This is a genomic window from Cedecea sp. VD22 (assembly GCF_037150195.1).
GTDB lineage: Bacteria > Pseudomonadota > Gammaproteobacteria > Enterobacterales > Enterobacteriaceae > Cedecea.
Genome location: NZ_JBBCPX010000017.1, coordinates 1 through 21300 on the forward strand (window position 1 = coordinate 1; position 21300 = coordinate 21300).

Sequence of the window (21300 nt, forward strand, 5' to 3'; positions counted from 1 at the left end):
GCGACCGTCTGACCGGAAGCGAGCATCAGCAACGCCAGCAGCGCACGGCGACTATTTTTGTTCATCGGTGATTTCTCCGAAGTGACTGAGCCAGCTGATGCCGTCCTCACGCTCGAACTTGAGAACGTACTGTTTCAGCTCGGGATACGGTTTCGAGTCGCCTATCCAGGTCTTCAGCTGGCCCCGCACGTCCACGCGGCTGCTTGCCGGATAAACCTTCACGCTGGTCATATAGAAAGACGAGTTAACGTTGTTGTCCTTAATGCGCTTCGCATCCTCAGCAAGCCGGATTTTCAGCTCGTTCTGCGCCGCGGGTTTGACATAGGCCAGCAGCTGCTCATGAGAGGCATCAACGGTTTCCGGGGTAACATTCAGGCGAAGGGCGATAAGCGACAGGGCCATCTGCTGCAGGTAGGAGGCATCCGCCTGGTTCTGCGACACGGCAAACGGCGCGTTGAAAAGCATTGGCGTGACGATAGACTTCTGCTCATTCTGAAGGCGGTAGTTGTTGACGGCCTGAATAACATTGGTGGTGATACTTCCCAGAATAACCCCCCCCATGGCAATAAAGCCGATGGCAATAACCCGCTGTGTACTTAATCGTGCTCCGTGTTCCATCTGATTATTCCTGTCTATTTAATCCACTGGCGGTAGCATGAGTCGGGTACATCATGAAAAATCCCCCTCAGCAGTGAGGTCGGCATATACCAGTAGACCAGGTCCCGCAGCCATGAACTGCCCCGCCCTTTCTTGAGCTTTTTAATTCCGAGATAGGCCAGTACGGCAGCGATAATTCCGGGAATATAATGCTGGGTCCAGAATCCCCACCCCAGGCAGATAATGGCCGGAATAAGTTCATCCACAGGAAGGCCAAACCAGCGGCTCTGATTCGTCAGGGTTTCGGGAAAGCGATATTTTTTGAGAGATTCATCTGCCATATATGTTCCGTCTCTGGTACAGCTGGCAGTATGGAAATACCTGCCAGCCGGATTACAGGCAAAGCCCTCCCGTGAATGCTCGTGAAGGGCATTCAGAATTAAACCGGAATTTAATAGTCGGAAGTGGCTCTGAACGGCTGTCGCTGGATATCAGTATCCTGCGACAGACATACCTACCGTGACGAATACGGACAGGATCGCAAAGCCCGCCAGGAACTTGAGGTTCTTGGTCGTCATATACATCACGGCCCCTACCAGGACTTCGGCAAGAATAACCCACTTAACCACGCTGGAATCTTTACCAAATGTACCTTTAACGGTTGCATCGCCGCTGGACATCAGATCTTTACCCGCAGTAGAGGCCAGAACCGTTTCAGGGAAAAACGCAGCAAGGGCTGCGACAGGCAGGGCAAACTTCAGCGCTTTGAGTAACGCGACTTTGCTGAATTTTTTCTTTGCAGGGGTAGCGGGTACAGCGTTAATAACAGACACATCAGTCATATTCATTAATCCTTTAATTACACCGGATAGATTTGTTGAAATAAAAATCCTAAAAACTAGTTTTGTGACTTGGGTTCAAGATTGTTTGGGATCACCTCCGCCATTTCAGAGTTATAGAAATCAGGGAATTTTTCCAGGTGGTCACGTAACCGAATCAGCGCTTCAGCTGATTTAGAACGACCACTTCTGTCCTTCGCCTTCAAAATAAGAAGATCGGTTTGTGGGTCAAGGTAGATCGACATAGTTACCGTTGGGCCACGAAGCCTGTGACGTCTAATCATGTTTTCCCTCTCAACATATTCCTGCGTCAGGATAGTGACACGTGAAATACAATTTATTCAATACCGAGTTTTCTACACTATTTTATTAACAAAGATTTAACATTAAGTACCTTGAGTACTACTGACGTCATTCTTATATAAACACCATTCTTCAGACAAAAGAATCTGAAGTCATCATAATCAGGGAAATGCTTTCTAATTTCTTTTTTAACACTAGCAAGCCTATTAGTAATCGCAGATTCAGAAACTCCAAGGCACCTCGACATAGTATGAAGCTGAAATCCGAGAACAGAAAAACATAAAGTAATCATTTTTTTCGTTGTCATTTCAGAAAGAAAAATGTCCACATCAAAGCTGTCATTCAGTACCTTAGTGTTTACCTTGAATAATGCCTGGTAATCTGGAAAATAATTTATAAGCCATATAGCATAAAGATCCCCATCAATTAAACGTATTTCGACTCTCAATTGATAAAACTCACCGTTAAAGTTAAAGGTACGACATAGTGCTGTTTCAGGTCCCATAACAAATGCCTCTAATTCAATAGATGTTAGTTCGAGTTCAACCTCGTCAGAATCGAAGCTTATACCTGAAAATGATTTCGAAAGTGGATGAAAGAGGTCGGAAAAAGCATCATTTTTATAAATTACTTTTCTGGATTGATCGCGAATACAAAAAGGTAGTGATGAGGAATTATAAAGGCCATTAAAATGACTTAGAACATCATCTAATGATTGACTTGATTGGGAGAGATCTCTAGGATCGCGCGGGTGCATTGAAGCCTCCTCTGAAGGTTTCTGTGTATAGTCGGTACACTCGGGGTAGTAGCCCGGTGTACCGGCGACCCACCAAATTGAATGGCGGGCATCAAATTTTACTTATGTCTGCATAAAATATATCAATTACTGACGACAAAGTCACTCAAAAACAGCAGATCTAAATCCTATTTATCAAACATTTTCAGCTAATTATCTTGAGACTCTTCCTCCTGTGGGAAGAATTTTTCAACAATCTGTTGCACATCTTCACGTATACACGTAACCATATCCCTGAAATCAAATTTTTCATTTCCTGCGAGATGCGGACTCAGCGACTCCATCGCCAGGAGCTTGCTGACAATAAATTGAGTTTTCATTACATTTTCAAGGATAGTTTTATTATAGAGCACCTGATTAAAGGAAGACTCTTTTCTTTCCATTTGCGCTTCATAGACCCGAAGACCAAGTTCGACCAGCATTGATGCAATGCTCGAAAAACTTACATCTTTATCTCTCGCTCCTTCAGCGCGACGTTTTTCAGCGATTACTCTTATTTTCTCTGACACTTCATCGCTTACATAGACCTGAACTCTGGCCATAATTTTCTCCTTATTTATATTCCCAAAACGTCTGTGCATCATAATATTTTGAAAAGCTAAAAATGCACGACTCGGCACAGACTCTCAGCCAGAAAACAAACGACTTGCATGCCGACACACACTGTAAAAATTCACGACTCGAATATAGACTCGCCGTAGTCATAACTCAATGGATTTATTAAAAATAGTCACAAATGACTCTGATTAGAGTTTTTACCAACTCGAATAGAACTTACTACCGAGTCGTTTACAAACATTAAAATAAATTATTTCACATTACTTTTTATCTAACTGCATGATTTAAAGAGCCAATCAGCAAAATTTTAATTTTGCGTGGGGTGTGGTGCTTTTGGTGGTGAGGAGTGCATATTAGTTGAGTCTGGGCATGGGATGGGTTAACGTATTTCCGGCATGGTGCCCGGAGGGAAAAAATGAAACGGATTGCTCTTACGTTTTTAACGTTGGCTTTTTCTGGAATGTTGAACGCTGCTGATTGTTTTGATCTTGCAGGAAGGGATTATCATATAGATCCGGATCTGCTTCGGGCAATCTCCTGGAATGAATCGAACTTCCGCACAGACGTAAAAGGCTACAATCCTGTTTCGGGTTTTGGCTCCGGACTTATGCAGGTGGACTCCCAGCACTTTAACGAACTGGCTCGTTATGGAATAAAACCGGAGCACCTTCTTTCCGATCCGTGTATGAATATCTACACCGGGGCTTACTATCTTGCAATTGCATTCAAAAAGTGGGGAGTCAGCTGGCAGGCCGTGGGCGCTTATAATGCAGGTTTCAGGAAAACAGAAGAACAGGCGCAGAGAAGATATGTCTATGCCAGAAAAATTGAGGCAACATATAGGGCGATAAAGAATAATAAAAATGCAGCGCAGACTCTTGCAAAACAGTAAAAAGACCTCAACAGGAGGTCTTTTTATTCATCAAGTATTTATGTCGTCAATCAATATCCCGATAAATTAAATCTGCTTCAGGGTGTTTTATGATACTGATGTAGTCTTTCAGTGCATCCTGACGAGCGACGAGGTGTTTACAGACTTTCGAATATTCAGGCCCCATATCTGCAACCTGCCAGGACAACCAGTTCATGATCATCAGGGTCGCAATAATTCCGGCAGCATCGGCACTGACCTCTGCTTCAAAGTAATTACCGGGAATAACCATGTTATAGCGCTGTTCACCTTCCGGTGCGATATATCCGGTTTGCGTCGTGGTGAATCTGACACAGTTCGGAGCCACGTTTCCTCCGGTGCCCTGCGGAATAATCCAGTAATTCCAGAAACCGCCATCATAATCTGAATGCTGACGTAACCAGCTGGCAATCATGTTATCAGCAGAAGGCGTAAAAAAGAGCGCAGGAATAAAATCCAGACGTTCATCACCATCTGTAACAGAGTAGCGCTGGCGTTCATCGATTTTAAATTGTTCGGCTGATTCACGAGTGGCTGTTTTGACATTTAATGTGTGCATTCTGGTTTTCTCCTCATTGGGTTATTACATCGTTCGACTTCATCACTGAGCGGCGAAGGGCAATGAGCAGCTGACAGTAAGGAAATAAAGGCGCGCGCAGCGTTTATATACCCCTTTATTTCCTTACTGGCTGATGCTAAAAGCAGCCCTCCGCGAACTGATGAAATCGGGCGATAGCCACACCAGGAGAATGCACACATCCCGTAACGGAAAATCGGCGTAAGACGAATTACCGTTACGGGCTTCAGAGTGGAGGTAATTTATTACCGCCACGGTGAAAGCGGCGCATCCATTCTGGATGCAGCAAGCGTGAATTTTAATTTGCGTCAGGATGGACGCCCGAAGGGCGGAGACGGTTTACCGGCTCCGTTCACGACAGCCGTGTCCCTTCAGGGACGACGCCCGGAAAAGAAAGGATAATATCCATATCAGCGGCAGAATAATAAAGACCATCGCCAGCAGGAGAATGAAGAATAGTAATCAGCTAACCAAAAGACAGGAACTTCAGACAACCTCGCGCCGGAATAACGCAGGCAGCGCGTCAGCGCAGCCAGCTTATTCTGCGCCGCAGGCGCGCGGCCTTTGATGCCACCAAAGGCAGGACACTCCCCTGCCCTTCTGGATAGCTATGCAGCGTCATTTATACAGCGCAAAAATTCGCGCATGGCACTGATACGGCGCTGATCGTCCAGCCGCTTACCAAAGTTGTTGATGTAGTACACAGGCGTATACCGCACCCTGTTTAACTGCATCGTCAGCGTATTGCCCGTGACCACCTCGGCAGGAATACCAAGCAGGGAAAGCTGAATAAACGCCATATCGGCCGCAACAGGATCAATATCGATACAGCTTCCGAACATATGTTCAGACGGGCTATAGCCCGCCTCCAGCAGATATTCCGCATACGCCACAATCATTCCCGCCGCACCGCTTGCTGGATCGCTGACGGTCACGAATCCCTCACGGCGTATCGTTTCGTCGACGTCCGGCATCAGCAGCCTCGCCAGCAGTGACTGGACGTGATGATCTCTTCCCTGAAAACAGTACCAGTCTAAACTGAAGTATCCGGTCTTTCTTTCATCAAACAAAGAGGCCATTCCGTCATGAAAAAGACCCGCTATACCGAAGAACAGATCGCTTTTGCGCTGAAACAGGCCGAAACCGGCACCCGGGTGGAGGAAGTGTGCAGAAAGATGGGTATTTTTGAAGCCACTTTTTACAACTGGAAGAAAAAGTTTGGCGGGATGGGCGTGACAGAATTGCGCCGTCTACGGCAACTTGAGAATGAAAATCAGCGGCTCCGTCATCTGGTGGCAGACCTCAGTCTGGAAAAGGAAATGCTCCAGGATGTCATTCGAAAAAAGTTCTGAGGCCCGTCCAGAAACGGGAAGCTGTGACTTATCTGCTGGACGCCTACCGAATTGGTCTGCGCCGTGCCTGCCGTCTGATGATGCAGAGTCGCACGGTGTACAACTACCGTAGCTGCCGCGATGACAGGGCCCTGACTCAGAGGATAATAGAGATTGCAGCAGCACGAGTTCGCTACGGTTGCCAGCGCATTCATATTCTTTTACGACGGGAAGGCTGGTTAATAAATCATAAGAAAACCCATCGGATTTACTGCCTGGAAGGGCTGAACCTGCGGTCAAAACGCCCGCGGCGGCACGTGACAGCCAGGCACAGACGTATTCGCCCGACCGTGACCGCTGTGGATCAGTGCTGGAGCATGGATTTCGTTGCTGATAATCTCTTCAACGGACGCCGGATCCGGGCCCTGACTGTAGTCGATAATTTTAGTCGTGAATGCGTGGCGATTGATGTAGGCCAGGGACTTCGCGGTGACGATGTGGTTGCCGTGATGGAACGGATCAGGCAAACACAGCAGCGTGTACCACAGCGGCTACAGACGGACAACGGCAGCGAATTTATCTCGAAAACGCTGGATCGCTGGGCATATGAAAACAGGGTAACGATGGACTTCTCCCGCCCCGGGAAGCCCACTGATAACGCCCTGGTTGAGTCATTTAACGGTAGCCTGCGTGATGAATGTCTGAACGTGCACTGGTTCCTGTCACTGGAAGATGCTCAGGAGAAGATCGAGTGCTGGCGACAGGAATATAACCAGCAACGACCTCATTCATCATTAAACAACCTGACACCGGAGGAATTTATCCGAAGTCTGCAAAAAGGTCCGGACCTCTGATTTAACCTGGCATCGATATTGGGAAGGGGTCAAAAACCCGGAAATCTCAAAAAGTGCGTGGAACTAAAACGGGTGTGCTTACAGTGATACGGCGTGAAATACTGTCCGTTGCGGTCGTCGCCAAGCTCAAGCTCCATGAAGGGGTCAGTTTGGATATCGGGTAATGCCTCTGAATGGTTGGATTTTATTATATCCTTCCGTTATTTGAGGCGTATTCATGGCTACCGTAACAGTCCATTGTCCCCGCTGTGATTCCGATGAAGTTTACCGGCATGGACTCACCCCCACTCAGCGTGAGCGATTCCGCTGCCAGTGTTGTCGCCGTGTATTCCAGCTTTCCTATCGCTATGAGGCCCGAAAACCCGGTATCAAAGAGCAGATTGTCGATATGGCTCATAACGGCTCCGGTGTGCGCGATACCGCCAGAACGCTGAAGGTCGGCATCAATACCGTCATTCGGGCTTTAAAAAGCTCGCACCCCGCAGGATAACCTCTTCGCCAGTCGCTCACGACGACGTAGCTCTTATCTGCGAACTCGATGAACAGTGGGGTTTTGTTGGCAGTAAAGCGCTTCAGCACTGGCTATGGTATGCATACAATACCAAAACGGGCGGGGTACTCGCTTATACCTTTGGCCCCCGTAACGACGAGACATGCAGGGATTTACTGGCGCTATTGAGCCCCTTCAAAATCGGAATGATTACGAGCGACGACTGGGGCAGTTATGCCAGAGAAGTTCCGAAAGAGAGGCATCTTACCGGCAAAATTGTTACGCAACGTATTGAGCGTAACAATCTGACTCTGCGTACACGCATCAAGCGTCTGGCTCGCAAAACGATTTGCTTCTCACGCTCCATCGAAGTCCACGAAAAAGTTATCGGCTCATTCATCGAAAGGTACATGTTCTACTAATTGGAAGCACTACCCACGCAACGTATAGAACGTAACAACCTGACCCTCCGCACCCGCGTTAAGAGGCTGGCACGTAAAACAATCTGCTTCTCGCGTTCCGTGGAAATCCACGAAAAAGTCATCGGCTCCTTCATTGAAAAGTACATGTTCTACTGATTGGAAGCACTACCGTCTCAAGCTAATCCTGAGCAGATTTAGCTACTCTATAAATGCCGTGGATTATAGTATGAATAATTCAGTCAGCGCCCCGAGAGAGGCGCTTTGTATTCCACTGCTTTTCTTATTATCAGAAGGCGTATTTTACGCCCAGCATACCCTGTGTATCCTGATAGCTGTTCCCTCCCAGCTGTTGCGCCACGCTGCCCCAGACGCTCAGATTTTCACTCACGCGGCCCTCTACGCCAGTTTTCAGTTCCGCCACATTCCGGCTTCCCTGCAGGTATGCGCTGCTGTCGCCCATCTTGACGCCATAGTCTTTTTCCGTGTACACCCAGTTCGCTTCCACGAACGGTTCGAACTGACGGACAGAGCCTTTGTCCTGGCGGCTTTGTCCGGTCATGGACAGGCGCACACCCAGTCGGGTCTGGACGTTATCACTGCCGCGACCTTCCACCGTCGTGCCGTTCGCTTCCGTGTGGTTATCAGCCTTCACGCCGGACCACAGTACCTGTGCCTGTGGCGTCACATAGACGTTGTTTTCCATCCCGCCTGACGTTACATACGAACCGGTATGGAAGACATAACCTGTTTCCAGAGAGGCCGTCAGGCCTTTTGATTTGTACTTCTCATAAGACAGCTCGTCGCCCTTAACCGAGTTATCGAACCAGTTCCAGGCCAGCCAGCTGTCGGCATACAGGCCGGTTTTGTCCTTCGCATTCTGATACCAGGTACCATAGAGGCCGGTGCTGTAACCCCATACAGAGCCTTTTGAGTTATAGCCGGACAGGTTGTTGTGCGTGTTGCTGTACTGTTTTCCGTAGCCCCCCATCAGGCCCAGGTGCCAGGCATCATCGGCACCCAGACTGCCGTTGAGGACATCCCCGCCCAGCTGGAACACCATACGGTTAGCCGAGTACTTTGACTGCCCGTCTGACATACGACCTTCCGTATGACCGCCTACCGAACGTACCCACAGGCTGCTCTCATGGCGCTCGCCGGTAACCGGGTCCGTGTAGACGCTGCCGCCCTGACGGTCCTTCAGGCGCATGCTGAACATCGTGGCCGCGGCCTGCAGGTTGGAGGCGTAGCTCCCGCGTTCAGGGCGATAGGTGTGCCCGTTACCACCGTTACCACCGTTGTCACTCTGACTGGTCAGGTACCAGTTATTCATATTCGCGCCGGAGGCGCTGCCCTGCTGCAGGTGATACTCATAGCTGCCGGCGACGACACGCCCGCGCTGCACAAAGGCATCCGCCGTGGAACTGCCGGTGGTAATGAGTTCGATACCTTCCAGGGTCTGTGCGCCGGTCCCGCCTTCCCTGGCAACACTGACATAAGTGGTACCGGAAGCGTTCCCGCTGATGGCCAGCTTATCGGTCAGGCTGTCGTCGCCGTCCAGTACAGTGCCGAGAGAGACCGTGCCGCCGTTGCCGGTCCAATCACCGTTTACCGCCAGCGTCTGGCCGGCGTTAGTCGGGCCATTATTAATCACCACCAGACCGCTGTTTATCATGTCGCCGTACAGGGTCACTACTTTTGCCAGTACGTCAGCGCCGGCGTCATTAATCAGTACGGTGCCGTTGTTGGTCAGGGTGCCCATACCTGCATTGATATGCTGGCTGTTGCCGCCGAGGTTAAGCGTTGCGCCGTCAGAGACGGTCACGCCGGAGGTATTAGCAAACGCGTCTTCCACGCCAGTTTTAAGGGTGCCTGCTGAGACCGTAGTGGCTCCGGTGTAAGTATTCAGACCAGCTAAAGTAAGTTTACCTTCACCCATTTTTACTAAGTTGCCCGATCCAGAAATAGAGCCAGAAAAGTTCGAGGATGAATTTATTTTATTATCTTCGGTAAGTTGCTTATCACCTAAAATGACACTACCCTCACCAGAAAGAGAGTTTACTTTCTGATCATATCCACCTAGATCAAAAATAGCATTGGCAGCCAGGTATAGACTACTGCTGGAAGATATAGCATTCTCTACGCCACCGTACAAACTCCCCTCTGCAACTCGAGTGTCACCACTATAGGTATTACTCCCTGATAAGTAGAGTATTCCTAAACCGGTCTTGACCAACGAGCCTGAACCACTCAATCCACCTGAGAGTGAGATTCCCAGACTATTAGTATCAAAATAAGAAGTACTCTCTTCACCAAGGATCATATCAACGTTACTCGTTAAGCTAGATTCGTTAGCTTGTAACGTCCCTCCATTCATAGTAAATCGAGCTGGGTTGTTACTACTACCATATGAGATTCCGTTAGTTCCACCGACAGAAAGTGTACCACCTTTATTTAAAGTAATGTCTGAACGTCCCGATGAACTCATCCCAAGAACTAGCTTTTCCGATAAGGAAATTTTACCACCATCTCCAACAGTAACTTTAGATGAACCATCATCAGCACCAAGATAAAGAGTGGTGGCATTTAATTGGGAACCATTTCCTATAACTATTATCGAAGTATCCGAGCTATCAATACTATTACCTGCGGCAACAAGTCCTGCATTGACAACACCACCATTAGTAATGTTTAAAGTGCCAGTTCCACCACTGCTTAGCCCCGTCCCTCCTAGACTCAACATCGCCCCATCGACAACGTTAACTGTCGCGTTATCTGAAACATTAAGTGTTCCCGTATACCCATTAGTGCCAACTGTTAACAATCCAAAAGGAGTATTCGTAGCATCTTTTCCTGGCTTGACGGTTAATGTGGATCCCTCACCTTGGACATTAATTGTTCCATCTGCGCGATATGAAGCATAAACATCAAACCCTGTTACCGAACCACCATCAGTAATATTTAAGGTATTTTCCTTTCCTCCATCAGCATTACCAACGCGTATTTGGGGTGCTGATAAGGATGAACCCGAACCGGTTACGGTGATATAGGAATTTAATACGTTACTGCTACCGATAAATATATTCTGTTCAGCTGATACATTCGCCCCATTTTGGATAAGCATATAGGCCTCAGTATCGCCGGTTGCTGCACCGTTCCCGATACTTATTGAGCCGCTAGTAGGTGATTCAGGGCTGTATACAGCAGAAACGGTTGTCCCAGGATTGGACACAACAAAACTTGATGAGGTTCCATATTTTTCACTATAAGTGAGATAACTGGCATACGATCTTGATCCAGAGTCATATATCGTTGGCGCTCCAGCAAAAACGGATAAACTAGTACCATATACTATTAAAGAAATTGAAATATTAAATTTTGTCATACTCATACTCAAGTTAATCCATTAAATCAATCTAAATAATTCTAACCCATCTTAGGTAATGACTTCAATCGATAGAATTTTCTGGTAATCTACGGGTATTTGAGGTTTCCGTGGCTACCATTACTGTTCATTGTCCGCGCTGTCATTCCGATGAAGTTTATCGACATGGTCGTAGTTGTTCCCAGCATGAGCGCTTCCGTTGTCGCTCATGTAAGCGCGTTTTTCCAGCTCACTTACTCCTATGAAGCAAGAAAACCCGGCGTTAAGACGCAGATAGTTGAAATGGCACATAACGGCGCAGGTATCCGCGATACTGCCAGAACACTGAAGATCGGTATCAATACCGTCATAAGGGCATTAAAAAGCTCTCGCCCCAGCGAATAACATCTGCGCCTGTCGCCCACGCCGATGTTGCCCTTATCTGTGAGCTGGATGAGCAGTGGAGCTTCGTTGGAAGCAAAGCACAACAACACTGGCTCTGGTACGCTTACAATACTAAAACTGGCGGTGTATTGGCTTACACGTTCGGACCACGGAATGATGAGACCTGTCGGGAACTGTTAGCCCTGTTGACTCCGTTCAGTATCGGCATGGTGACCAGCGATGACTGGGGCAGCTGCGCCAGAGAAGTGCCGAAGGAGAAACACCTGACCGGCAAAATCTTCACGCAACGTATAGAACGTAACAACCTGACCCTCCGCACCCGCATTAAGAGGCTGGCACGTAAAACAATCTGCTTCTCGCGTTCCGTGGAAATCCACGAAAAAGTCATCGGCTCCTTCATTGAAAAGTACATGTTCTACTGATTGGAAGCACTACCCAATTATTATCAAGAACGCAGATGGCACCGCTCTTTTTACTCTCCTGCCCTCACGCTGGAGTATTATTTGTTACCTTCGCCTCCAGAACTCCCAGCCACTGACCAGAATCAGAACACCGCTCAGCACCGCCAGATTCGGCAAAATGGTGTCGAATGCACTGCTGAAAATTTCATCGGGGTTATGATCTCCCCAGAATTCCAGCTTGTATCCGATACCCCAGATAAAAAACGCCAGACCTGAAGCCACAATTCCCCACTTAAAGAGAAACAAGAGCACGTTGTCCAGCATACCAGGCGGATCGCGCCAGGTGATAACCAGCGCAATCAGGGCACAGATTGCCACCCGGCATAATACGCCGTGCTTCCGAACATCTCCGGCGCCGCGTAATGTATGACCAGCGTAAACAGGCCATTTAACAGCGCGACCAGTATCCAGTATCTCATCTCTAAATTATCCCTTTTAAGCACCCTGCCGACCGTATTCTGGCAGGATATGATATCAGCCTCAGTGAGGCGACTTTCCCCGAAAATAATCCGGTCGCGCCGTCAGTTCCCGCCCGATGAGTTCATCAGCAAACAGGGGCGCGATCCTGTTAACACGACGCGCCAGATTCCGTCGACGGGTTGCCGCCTTTCGCTCATCGCTCCAGCGCCTGCTCGGCCGTTCATACAGAAAATCAACGCAGACAGCATATCCGGCTCCTGCCACCCACAGTGACATCACGGACTCAGGGGCTGGCTTCCCTGCCTCCACCACTTCTGACGCCAGCTCAGGCTCACCGGGACAGGGACCGGGACGCTTCCAGCGCAGTGAGTAACGCCACTTCATACCCGGCTCCGTGCTGTCAGCTTGTTAGGTACCATCCAGCGCTCCAGTTCCCTGACCGGTTCCGGGCTTTCCTGTGCCAGCGCACCCGTTTCAGCCATCACCGTCCAGAAAGGCTGGCTCTCCATCAGCCAGCGCTCCATTGGCGCCAGTGACGGGAAACGCTCGCTCCAGCGCCAGAACATTTCCTCCAGGTCGTACTGGCGCAGTTCAGTCCCCGACCAGCGCGCGCTCCAGCTGCTGACCGTTTCCGGCGTATGGAATGCCAGCTCAATCTCCGCCTGCCCCGCCAGCGCCTGGTACGCCCGCTCACGCTGACACCGTTCTTTGCGACGCTGGCGGGTGTATTTTTCATCCCGCAGGGCGTCCTGACAGCGAACCCGCTCGGTCTGCTGAAAGGCCACCTCCGGAAAGAGGCGCTGACCCGCACCGACAGGAAGCGGCAGCCAGCAACGCGTCCCGCGACTTTCAATCAGCGCATCGATGGCACTGAGCCAGCTGTCCCTGCTGCTCCGCAGCTCCCGCGCCGTCAGCACCGGCGCAAAATGATGGATTTCCCTGAGTGAGATGCGCGTGCTGCCCGTGAGCCGCCGGAAAAAGGCGCTGGCATACGGGTACATCGTGGAAACCGCGCCGCGCGACCGCCGGCGTTCAACCTCAGCGATGGCCTCCATCGCGGCGCGTCGCTCAGGGCTGAAGGGGACCAGAGAGAGATATGAGGGGATCATGCCGCGCCCTCCGCTGCCAGAATGCTGATGATGCTGGCCTGACTGTATCCGTCCGCATCGAGACGCGCCGTCAGGCTGACGGTGTGGCTGACAAGCTCCGGCTGGTAGCCGCTCAGGGTACGAATGACGGAGAACGGGCGACCGCTGGCGGGCACGAACACCACCATCCACGCCGGACTGATGGCACCTGGACTGCACACGGCAATATGGTAGTTGCCGTGCGAGGGGGGAAAGCGCACCTGCACGGGGAAGAAGCCGCCGAACTCGCTGCGGTACTCGCCGTTTATGTCCCAGTTTTCAGGGCAGGACAGGTCACGCATGACGGCGTGGGTCAGTTCGCGGCGGAAGTCTTCGCCGCTGTCCCGCCAGTCCTCAAACTCATCACAGGACATCGTTTTCAGTACATCGGGGGTCAGAATAGTGCGCATGGGTATCTCCTTATTGCCGCCCCGCAGGGCGGCTCTCCGTTATCAGGCGGCGTGTGCCGTGTTGGTGGTATCGTTGCCAGTGCTGTCGGTATCTGAAGCCGCGTCGTCAGCACCGGATTCAGCCGCTGGCTCCGGTCCTTTCAGCCATGCCGGAACCCAGCAGGTGTGCTGCATAAAGTGCTCCGCATGCGCTGCTGCATCGCCCTTCTTCATCTTCTCCGCGTCACCCGCCGCGCCCGTCAGCCCCGCTTCTTTCAGGGAGGCGACAATCTGAGGATGTTTCAGGCTGCCGAAGTAGTTGTCCTTCGTCGGCTGCCACCAGTCGCGCAGGTGGAAGTCGATTGCCGCCTCGACCGTATCGAGGGTACTGCGCGAGGTGTGCCCCATATCGCGGGTCTGTACCCCGTCAACGGAACAGGCCGTGCAGAATACCATCAGCGACATCAAAACCCCGCCGTCAAGGGCAAAGAAGGTGGTGAAGTCCTTCTCCCACCCTTCCGGCAGCAGGGCTTTCAGCCTTGCCTGTTCGGTCATCAGGATGTTAAACGCTGCGCCATCCTTACCGGACGGGGCGTTCTCCGTCAGGCTGCCGTGAGACACGGTGAGGCTGATACGGAACGGGTGCGCCGTGGTCAGACAGCCCGAGAAGACGCAGGTACACATGCGCCAGACCATCATCGCCACCGCCTTTTCGGGCTGCTGCATCAGCGCCGCCTGGACTGCCAGCGTACGCTCGGAGGTCATTTTCGTGAGCAGCGGAACGCTGATCCCCTCTGCGGCGTCAGGCTGGCGCGAGGTGAACGGCACCGTAACGCTGCTGGTTTCGGTTTCTTCCGGCATATCCGCTTTCAGGCGCACACCGCGCTGCACGCACACCTGCCCTTCGTACAGGCTGACCATCACCCCCGCGCCTGACTTCATGTCGTCAGTCCACGCGCTGGCTTCTGCGGTCTGTTTAATTGCATCAATTTCGGCTTCCAGCGCGTCCGTTTCGTCGCAGCGGGAATCGTAGCTGTTCCACTTCTCATGCAGTTCGTCAAGGCGCTGCTGCTGTTCGGGGGTGTACACCGGTTCGGGTTCGTCGGGCTGGACGAACTCTTTTCCGTCATCGCCGTGATACCAGATGCGGGCTGCGCGTCCGCGACTCCATGCCCAGCCCTCTCGCTGCTGAATGTCCTGCGCGATACGTGCCAGCTTCTCCTGCACCAGACGCTCGACCAGCACGCTGTCAGCCGTACCGTCGCCCTCGTCCTGGCTAAACAGGTCTTCACGCAGATATCCCCCTGCTGCCTCGTAAGTTTCGCGCCCGATAAACCGGAATTTAGCGTTGTCGGTGCGCATCTCAGTATCGGTAATGGCGCGCTTAATGAGGTGCGCTGGGGCGTTTGGCCAGCTGGCCTTTACGCTCTCGTACACGTCGACCTGACGGGTTTGATCGCCCTCGAGGCACAGCGCCTGACACTGCTCAACGGTCAGTTCATCCTGCGCTAGCCAGTCCATCAGGGTCGGGGCAAGGTTTGCCAGCTTCAGCATGCGCTGCACGTGGCGGGAGCCGAAGCCGAGCGCATCGCCAATCTGTGCGGGGCTTTTACCCTGCTCTGCTAAGGTGCGGAAACCCGCGATCTGCTCTGCCGGATGCATGGCAGCACGCTGCTCGTTCTCAGCAATGGAGGCAAGGGCAGCAATGTCGTCTGAGACGCGTTTCACCATGACGGTATGATCGGCCGCAAGACGGTCTTCCTGCGCCAGCAGATTCAGGGCAGTCAGTCGGCGGCCACCTGCGGCCACGCCGGATTGTCCGTCCGCGAGGGTGTGAACAATCAGGTTCTGCAGCAGTCCGAGCGCCTCGATGGAGTCAGCCAGACCGCGAACGCTGTCCACGGAATACGGGATAGTGCGCACGTTCAGCGGGGATTTAGCGAGACTGGACAGCGGAACATACTCGATGACAGCGGCCTCAAGGGCGGCTTTCAGGGCTTCTTCCTGCGCCTTCGTGATTTTTTTGCTGCTCGCTTTTTTGGGTGCTTTTGCTTTAACATCGGTTACTGACATAGTTAATACCTCACTGATTGATGATTGTCCGGCCCTGCGGAGTTGCCCACTCCGGCAGGGCACCTTCTTACTGCGGCTTGCGGATACCGTAGTCCGCGATATAACGGTTGAGCCAGTACGTGCCGCCCGGCTCAAAGTTCCACGTGCGCCAGACCATTTCACCGTTCTGACGGACAACCAGGCGAAAATGTGTACCCTGATCGTCCTCAATTGCCACGTTGATGTACTGCGCCGCAACGACCTCAGCCTGTTCGCGGGTAAAGGTGTCGTCGGGTAAAACCGCCAGCGCCTCGCTCATGTTGCTCCTCCTTCTGAACCTGTTTTGCTTTTAAAAACCCTCACCCGTTGAGTTGCCGGGGCCGCGGTTTTGACGTTTTGCGGGGACCTGCTGAACGCCCCCGCTGGTTGTTACCTTCACCCGTTTGAGAGCCGTTCGCCGCAGGGGCGTAAACCAGCGCGGGCGATGGCGGATGTCCGGGGCGCGGTTTACCGCGTGCCATTTACCCTGGACAGCTGACAGCGGCTGTGCTTGTCTCAGCCCCGGCGAAAGGACTCAAAAGGGGGAAAAAACCAGGCAAGGAATGAGCAGGAACCCGCCACAACGACGGAACGCGCGGGAGCGAAACGGCGTTGCCCCTTACAGCCCGGCGGCCGTTGATTTTCGCCGGGGTGCAGGGAGCGCAGGTGACGGCGCGACAGAGGCGGCGCCTCCGGAACGGAGGCTGCAAGCCCTGGTGTTGCGTCATGGGATGGAAGCCCGCAGGGCGGAGACGGTTTACCGGCTCCGTTCACGACAGCCCGCCCGGACGCCCGCAGTGAAAACGGGAACGGGCAGAAAACAGAGAACGGGAGGATAAGAATGGATTACATGCGGCTTAGTGGGAAACCTCGCCAACAGGGCGGGGAGCAGTCACGAGATGGCTGACAATTATCCGGCGTGATGCCAGCCGGGAACATCAGGAGCGAAAATGCTTTTCTTTTCTGTACTGCACAATGCTGTACCAGGCCGAAGCAAGAAAAGCAAAAACGGTGATCAGCACTCTTAATTCGTCCCCCGGCTCCTTCCCCTTCAGCATCAACGTGATGATGATGCCGGCAACGATAATCCATGCAACGCCACTCCATTGACGCAGTTTATCCGCCGCGACATTAAACAGGATAAAAGCAACGGCCAGGATTCCCCCCCCACAGAGCCGGTACAGGCTGAAAGGGAATAAACAACAGGTTAATACCGGTTAAAAGAGTCACGGCTGCAAACATCAGAGACATACGCATAGAACTTCCTCCCTGGACACACTGACTATAAGAATCACTTCTGCTGCTCATCTCCGGGTTTATTATATTCGGGCGCATTTGCGCGCGGCAGCTGCTGACTGTTCTGCCGATGAACTTCAAGCAGTTCACGGAAATACTGGCGAAGATGTTCAGGCTGTTCCCGTTCAACAAGCTCTGGCACCACAGGCCTGTTCATCCTTTCCTGCCAGGCAACGGCAGCGGCGGCTTTATCGACTGAAACCTTATCCTGATCTTCTTTTGAGAAAGAGGCGATATTCCACTTAGACATATGCATCACCGTTCTGCTTTACAGGAAGATATCCCTGATAATACGTGCATTCCAGGGCTTCAGCGACTGACAATGGAGAGGAGAGAGCGCGGCGCCGAAGGCGCGGCGAAGTTTCTCTCCGGCAGGCGCAGCCTGCCCGGGTTTTCGCGCGGGCTGACAGGCGCCCTCCGGCCCGGACGCCTGCCATCATACTTACTGGCCTTTTCCACCCTGTAAGATGAAATGACCGCCGATGTACACGGCACACTGACAGGTCATGTATTCGCAGATTTCATCCATCAACTGCGCGGTGGTCAGTTCCCGCTGACCGGCATCACGGCGGCGGGCATTAATCAGGGCTTTGTACTGTCGCAGGATCTCGCGGGTTTCCGGTGCAAGTTTCATACATTTTATTCTTAACCGGCGGGTTTCCCCGCCGGACATTAATCAGTTGCTGAAGACATAGCCGTCATGGAACACATAGCCGCTGCTGAACAAGTCACGCGCCCAGGCTTCAAAATCGAAATAGCTGCGCAGCGGCTCCGGCACCTCATTTAACAGGCCGTTGTCCTCCACCATCTCCCGCGCATAGTCTTCCTCGCTTTCCGCCTCGCCGCGGTACGCATCATCAAACGCGTCATAGTCACATTCGCCGGTATACTCCGCCCAAGCGATAAAAGCGGCTTCCCTGCCCTCTTCTTCGGCGCGTTTGTAAGCGGCGATAAAATCCCAGTCAATGGAGCATTCAGAGACGAACTGCGACGGGATACCTTCCCAGTCCTGGAACATAAACTCGGCATCCCATTCATCGGCATGCAGCGCCTGACAGGCCTCGTAAAAATCCTCCCTGCCGTCAAATTCCGTCAGAGCAAACCATTTGCCGAAAATGCTGCCGCAGTTGTATTTGTGATACGTGCCCACGTAAACAGCGGGTGTGGTGGTCGTAGTGCTCATAAAAAATCCTCCCTAGTCGATGTCGTCTGAGTTCCGGCTTACGCCGTGCCGACACGACAGCCGGGCGAAAAGCGGAGGATGCAAGGGCGTCACCGAAGCCGCAGCGCAGTAAAAAAGCAGGAGCAGGCTGGACGGTTTGACGGCGAAAACTGAGCCGGAAAACGACGGGAAGACGGCGGATAACGTATGAAATAAACTGCGACCGGGTGAAGGTGACGGCGTTTACGCTTCCCTTGCATCAGCCGCGGCCCGGCTATAGTAGAGGCACGGCGTTTGCCGCAGGCCGCACGGGAAGTTACTCACCGCGAAGCCGGAACAACGTGGAGGAAGAGCCGTAAAAGCGGAGCCGGCGACATCCTTATCCTTCGTGCCAGATTCAGGGGGCCGCCGCCCCCTGCTGTTCGCTACACAGGCCGTATTGCTGACAGGGCATTGCGGACAAGACTGATTTCTGCACGCGCTTCTGCCATGACCTCATGTAACAGGGTTAAATCCATCCACCGGCGCGGAGGCTCGCCCGGAATACGCAACACATCGCACATCTGGCCACATGCCAGGATTTGTTCCACTTTGTCGCTGATAACAAAGAACTCGACGCTGCTGTAGCGTGCCCCTTTGTTCAGGATGGCATCGAGCACCACCGGCAAATTGTCATCATCGTCGTCCAGCCAGCAGGGCATATCGTTTTCCTTAACAACCAGACGGAAATTTCGGGTCTGACGGTAAAACAGCGTATTCCCGCACGTGGTCAGCGCCGCCTGAATCCGGCGCGCATCTTCCCGGACCTGCCGGGAGATATCCCGCACGGCGCGGAACAGGCAATCCGTTACAGCCTGAATCTCCGGCTCCGTCAGCCATTCCCCGGCCCAGGGGAACGCAATCTGTGTTCCGTCCTCCGGAAGCTGCGGCGCGTCGGCATAGCGGCTGCCGGATAAAATAATCTGCGCTGGCGTCCCGGCTATTTTTGTCATGGCACTTTGCAGCTCTGCGGGTACGTCACCGGTAAAAAGCAAAGGCAGCAGATGAACAATATTTGCCGCATCCAGACGGACATAAATGCTTATCCATCCCGGTTTATTTACCGGATCACGCTGATCAACATCGGTATGGTCAGGCCATCCATAATCAGCGATCAAATCGCGCGCACGGCGCATGATAAGGGCGGTTAACGTGGTGATTTCCTGCATAATGGGTTACTCTGAACGGGTTCAGTACACGCCGCCCGGGCGGCGTGGGGATGTCAGTTTTTCAGTAAGGCGCGAACTTTCGCCGTATCAGTCAGGCGACAGGTCACGCTTTCCGGCACCGGATGGTTCTCATCCCGCGCGGACCATTCCCTGTGCCACAACGCCTGCTCAGCGGTTATCAGCAGGGTTTCAAGCAGGTCAGCCGGCACCATTACCGCCGGAACGGCCTGTTTCACCTGCTCAATCAAATCCATCACCGCACTGGCAGACACGCCAGACTCAAGCCGTTGTTCCTCCGGTATGGCGTCCATACGCGCCAGTACCGCCCTTGTGTCCTGTTCCGAAACGGCATATTCCATTCCGTCGGCCAGCGCTTCAATATCCGCCGGGGACCAGATAATCAGGTTCAGCGGGGTTTCTGCGGGATACTGCTCACGCAACAACCGGCAGAGGATTTCACAGGTTCCGTACATGTTTTTCTCCTTAGTCCTTAAAGCAGGCATCCAGCTCAAGAATTTCGTTGTATGCCGCCATAAACAGGGCATTGATGCGAAAAAGGGTCTGACGGGTCAGGCGTTCGGCCAGCACATCAGAGTCAAAGCGATAGCGGTGCTCCATCCCGTTCAGCGTCGCCCGCAGGTCACACATGCTGTTGGCGACTTCCGCCACTTCTGCGCGGAGTTTTTCGTGTCCGGCATAGTTCATTACGCAGCCTCCGGGAACTCGTCGTTAGCGGCCGGGTACTGCATGGCGCGCCGGACGGCGGCCAGACGCTGCTGTCCGGCCCGGTGATACTGCTCCAGCAGTTCAATACCGATGTAGCGACGGCCAGCCTGGAACGCGGCCACGCAGGTAGAGCCACTGCCGGCAAAGGGGTCGAGCACAATCGCGCCGGGATGCGTGAAGGACTCAATCAGCGGTTGCAGGCTGGTTACGGGTTTTTCGGTCGGGTGGTGCCGGTTGCCGCTGTATTTCCAGCCCAGCACGTCCAGCAGCGGGTTTTGTGGCAGACGTGGACGGCCTTTTGCAAGGATGTAGGCGCATTCGTGGCGATAGCCCACGTATGCGGCCTTCGATGTGTAGGTTTTGGTAAACACCAGGTGGCCGACAGCGCTGAATCCCGCATTTTTCCATGCAGCCATAAAGCGATCGACGCGGTTCCAGCCGTAGAAGCTCACCATCAGAGCGTCTTTTTTCAGCACGCGATACATCTCATGGCAGGCGGGTTGCAGCCATTCATCGGTTTTATCGCCGGCGATGGTACGCCCCTGACGGTCACGAAAACCGACGAGATATGGCGGGTCGGTGAGAATGAAATCGACAGCATTATCCGGAAAGCCGGACATGATATGGACGCAATTACCCTGGATAAATCGGGACATGGTAGTTCTCCTTTCTCAAATGCGGCGCCAGTTACGCCGTGCCGATACGACAGCCGGGCGAAAAGCGGAGAATGCAGGGGCGGTGCCGCAAGCCGCAGCGCAGTGATAAAGCCCACGCTGGCTGGACGGTTTGACGGCGAAAATTGAGCCGGAAAACGACGGGAAGACAGCGGGTAATGCCTTTGAAATAAACTGCGACCGGGTGAGGACACCGGCAGAGCGAACCCTTGCATTCGAAGCGGCCCGGCTACAGTAGCGGCACGGCGGCCACACGATGGCAGGAACCTGAAAAACGGCCTATGTTCTGAACTGATGAAAACA

General features: G+C 52.7%; 23 protein-coding genes and 7 pseudogenes. 6 read left to right on the top strand and 24 right to left on the bottom strand.

The genetic code is table 11. The features are described from left to right. Positions 1-51 precede the first annotated feature (51 nt). The 6 genes from traE to traM form a co-directional block, all read right to left on the bottom strand. Positions 52-618, bottom strand: coding sequence for a type IV conjugative transfer system protein TraE (traE, locus tag WFK85_RS20560; protein ID WP_011201806.1), 567 nt, complete (start codon positions 616-618; stop codon positions 52-54). A 14-nt stretch (positions 619-632) separates the two neighbouring features. Further along, a complete protein-coding gene (gene traL, locus WFK85_RS20565) occupies positions 633-938 on the bottom strand; it encodes a type IV conjugative transfer system protein TraL (protein WP_045911931.1) in 306 nt (101 codons plus the stop codon). 150 nt (positions 939-1088) lie between these two features. After that, entirely contained in the window at positions 1089-1439 is a 351-nt protein-coding gene (gene traA, locus WFK85_RS20570; protein WP_058610053.1) for a type IV conjugative transfer system pilin TraA, read from the bottom strand. 56 nt (positions 1440-1495) lie between these two features. Then, on the bottom strand, positions 1496-1720 hold the full coding sequence (locus WFK85_RS20575; protein ID WP_008324165.1) for a TraY domain-containing protein: 225 nt from the start codon (positions 1718-1720) through the stop codon (positions 1496-1498). Between the two features lie 77 nt (positions 1721-1797). Continuing rightward, entirely contained in the window at positions 1798-2496 is a 699-nt protein-coding gene (locus tag WFK85_RS20580) for a PAS fold family protein (protein WP_336709161.1), read from the bottom strand. A 188-nt stretch (positions 2497-2684) separates the two neighbouring features. Further along, the gene (traM, locus tag WFK85_RS20585; RefSeq protein ID WP_336709160.1) at positions 2685-3077 is read right to left on the bottom strand and encodes a conjugal transfer relaxosome DNA-binding protein TraM; all 393 of its coding nucleotides are present in this window, start codon (positions 3075-3077) and stop codon (positions 2685-2687) included. A gap of 431 nt (positions 3078-3508) precedes the next feature. On the opposite strand from traM, the gene WFK85_RS20590 reads away from it, so the two are divergent. Beyond that, positions 3509-3985, top strand: a complete 477-nt coding sequence (locus tag WFK85_RS20590; protein ID WP_336709159.1) for a transglycosylase SLT domain-containing protein — start codon at positions 3509-3511, stop codon at positions 3983-3985. Between the two features lie 46 nt (positions 3986-4031). Here WFK85_RS20590 and WFK85_RS20595 read toward each other — a convergent pair whose 3' ends face one another. Both WFK85_RS20595 and WFK85_RS20600 read right to left on the bottom strand, forming a co-directional pair. Then, on the bottom strand, positions 4032-4562 hold the full coding sequence (locus WFK85_RS20595; protein WP_336709157.1) for an antirestriction protein: 531 nt from the start codon (positions 4560-4562) through the stop codon (positions 4032-4034). A gap of 626 nt (positions 4563-5188) precedes the next feature. Continuing rightward, a pseudogene (locus tag WFK85_RS20600) lies at positions 5189-5581 on the bottom strand (N-6 DNA methylase); the annotation flags it as partial. 84 nt (positions 5582-5665) lie between these two features. Here WFK85_RS20600 and WFK85_RS20605 point away from each other — a divergent pair. From WFK85_RS20605 to WFK85_RS20615, 3 genes and pseudogenes are all read left to right on the top strand, one after another. Further along, positions 5666-6765, top strand: a protein-coding gene (locus tag WFK85_RS20605) for an IS3 family transposase (RefSeq protein ID WP_336709156.1) whose coding sequence is annotated in 2 segments (ribosomal slippage) — positions 5666-5927 and positions 5927-6765 — 1101 coding nt in all. Because the reading frame shifts where the segments join, the coding sequence is not laid out codon by codon here. A 217-nt stretch (positions 6766-6982) separates the two neighbouring features. Next, positions 6983-7677 (top strand): IS1 family transposase gene (locus WFK85_RS20610; RefSeq protein WP_336709154.1). Its coding sequence is split into 2 segments (ribosomal slippage): positions 6983-7226 and positions 7226-7677, totalling 696 coding nucleotides; the frame shifts between segments, so codons are not numbered across the junction. A gap of 15 nt (positions 7678-7692) precedes the next feature. Then, positions 7693-7833: pseudogene (locus WFK85_RS20615) on the top strand (IS1 family transposase); the annotation flags it as partial. Between the two features lie 130 nt (positions 7834-7963). Here WFK85_RS20615 and WFK85_RS20620 read toward each other — a convergent pair. Together WFK85_RS20620 and WFK85_RS23670 are read right to left on the bottom strand one after the other, a co-directional pair. Next, complete coding sequence (locus tag WFK85_RS20620; RefSeq protein ID WP_336709153.1) at positions 7964-9613, bottom strand: autotransporter outer membrane beta-barrel domain-containing protein; 1650 nt, start codon at positions 9611-9613, stop codon at positions 7964-7966. 222 nt (positions 9614-9835) lie between these two features. After that, positions 9836-11065: pseudogene (locus WFK85_RS23670) on the bottom strand (autotransporter-associated beta strand repeat-containing protein); the annotation flags it as partial. Positions 11066-11169: 104 nt separating this feature from the next. Between WFK85_RS23670 and WFK85_RS20625 the strand changes: the two are divergent. Continuing rightward, positions 11170-11865 (top strand): annotated as a pseudogene (locus tag WFK85_RS20625) (IS1 family transposase). Positions 11866-11949: 84 nt separating this feature from the next. Here WFK85_RS20625 and WFK85_RS20630 read toward each other — a convergent pair. From WFK85_RS20630 to WFK85_RS20655, 6 genes and pseudogenes are all read right to left on the bottom strand, one after another. Then, positions 11950-12323, bottom strand: a pseudogene (locus WFK85_RS20630) (hypothetical protein). Between the two features lie 61 nt (positions 12324-12384). Next, on the bottom strand, positions 12385-12708 hold the full coding sequence (locus tag WFK85_RS20635; protein WP_336709152.1) for a theronine dehydrogenase: 324 nt from the start codon (positions 12706-12708) through the stop codon (positions 12385-12387). Further along, positions 12705-13433 (bottom strand): plasmid SOS inhibition protein A, encoded by a 729-nt coding sequence (locus tag WFK85_RS20640; protein WP_336709151.1) that lies wholly within the window; start codon positions 13431-13433, stop codon positions 12705-12707. Before WFK85_RS20640 ends, WFK85_RS20635 begins: the two co-directional genes overlap by 4 nt. Further along, positions 13430-13861: a conjugation system SOS inhibitor PsiB gene (gene psiB, locus WFK85_RS20645; RefSeq protein WP_336709150.1), complete on the bottom strand. Its 432-nt coding sequence runs from the start codon at positions 13859-13861 to the stop codon at positions 13430-13432. Before psiB ends, WFK85_RS20640 begins: the two co-directional genes overlap by 4 nt. A 42-nt stretch (positions 13862-13903) precedes the next feature. Then, positions 13904-15913, bottom strand: coding sequence for a ParB/RepB/Spo0J family partition protein (locus tag WFK85_RS20650; RefSeq protein ID WP_336709149.1), 2010 nt, complete (start codon positions 15911-15913; stop codon positions 13904-13906). Between the two features lie 67 nt (positions 15914-15980). Next, the gene (locus tag WFK85_RS20655; protein ID WP_336709148.1) at positions 15981-16211 is read right to left on the bottom strand and encodes a DUF905 domain-containing protein; all 231 of its coding nucleotides are present in this window, start codon (positions 16209-16211) and stop codon (positions 15981-15983) included. Between the two features lie 283 nt (positions 16212-16494). Here WFK85_RS20655 and WFK85_RS20660 point away from each other — a divergent pair. Continuing rightward, a pseudogene (locus WFK85_RS20660) lies at positions 16495-16717 on the top strand (hypothetical protein); the annotation flags it as partial. Between the two features lie 152 nt (positions 16718-16869). Here the strand turns inward: WFK85_RS20660 and WFK85_RS20665 are convergent. From WFK85_RS20665 to WFK85_RS20700, 8 genes and pseudogenes are all read right to left on the bottom strand, one after another. Continuing rightward, positions 16870-17188: pseudogene (locus WFK85_RS20665) on the bottom strand (hypothetical protein). A 34-nt stretch (positions 17189-17222) separates the two neighbouring features. Further along, entirely contained in the window at positions 17223-17477 is a 255-nt protein-coding gene (locus tag WFK85_RS20670) for a DNA polymerase III subunit theta (RefSeq protein WP_336709146.1), read from the bottom strand. A 192-nt stretch (positions 17478-17669) separates the two neighbouring features. Further along, complete coding sequence (locus WFK85_RS20675) at positions 17670-17861, bottom strand: hypothetical protein (RefSeq protein ID WP_336709144.1); 192 nt, start codon at positions 17859-17861, stop codon at positions 17670-17672. A 42-nt stretch (positions 17862-17903) separates the two neighbouring features. Next, positions 17904-18410 carry an antirestriction protein ArdA gene (locus WFK85_RS20680; protein ID WP_336709142.1) on the bottom strand — a complete coding sequence of 169 codons (507 nt, stop codon included), beginning with the start codon at positions 18408-18410 and terminating at the stop codon, positions 17904-17906. Positions 18411-18814: 404 nt separating this feature from the next. Beyond that, complete coding sequence (locus WFK85_RS20685) at positions 18815-19597, bottom strand: hypothetical protein (protein WP_336709141.1); 783 nt, start codon at positions 19595-19597, stop codon at positions 18815-18817. A gap of 53 nt (positions 19598-19650) precedes the next feature. Then, positions 19651-20070: a DUF1380 family protein gene (locus WFK85_RS20690; RefSeq protein ID WP_336709140.1), complete on the bottom strand. Its 420-nt coding sequence runs from the start codon at positions 20068-20070 to the stop codon at positions 19651-19653. A 10-nt stretch (positions 20071-20080) separates the two neighbouring features. Beyond that, positions 20081-20302, bottom strand: a complete 222-nt coding sequence (locus WFK85_RS20695) for a hypothetical protein (protein ID WP_023972437.1) — start codon at positions 20300-20302, stop codon at positions 20081-20083. After that, positions 20302-20979, bottom strand: a complete 678-nt coding sequence (locus WFK85_RS20700; RefSeq protein ID WP_336709139.1) for a DNA methylase — start codon at positions 20977-20979, stop codon at positions 20302-20304. Before WFK85_RS20700 ends, WFK85_RS20695 begins: the two co-directional genes overlap by 1 nt. Positions 20980-21300: the final 321 nt, after the last annotated feature.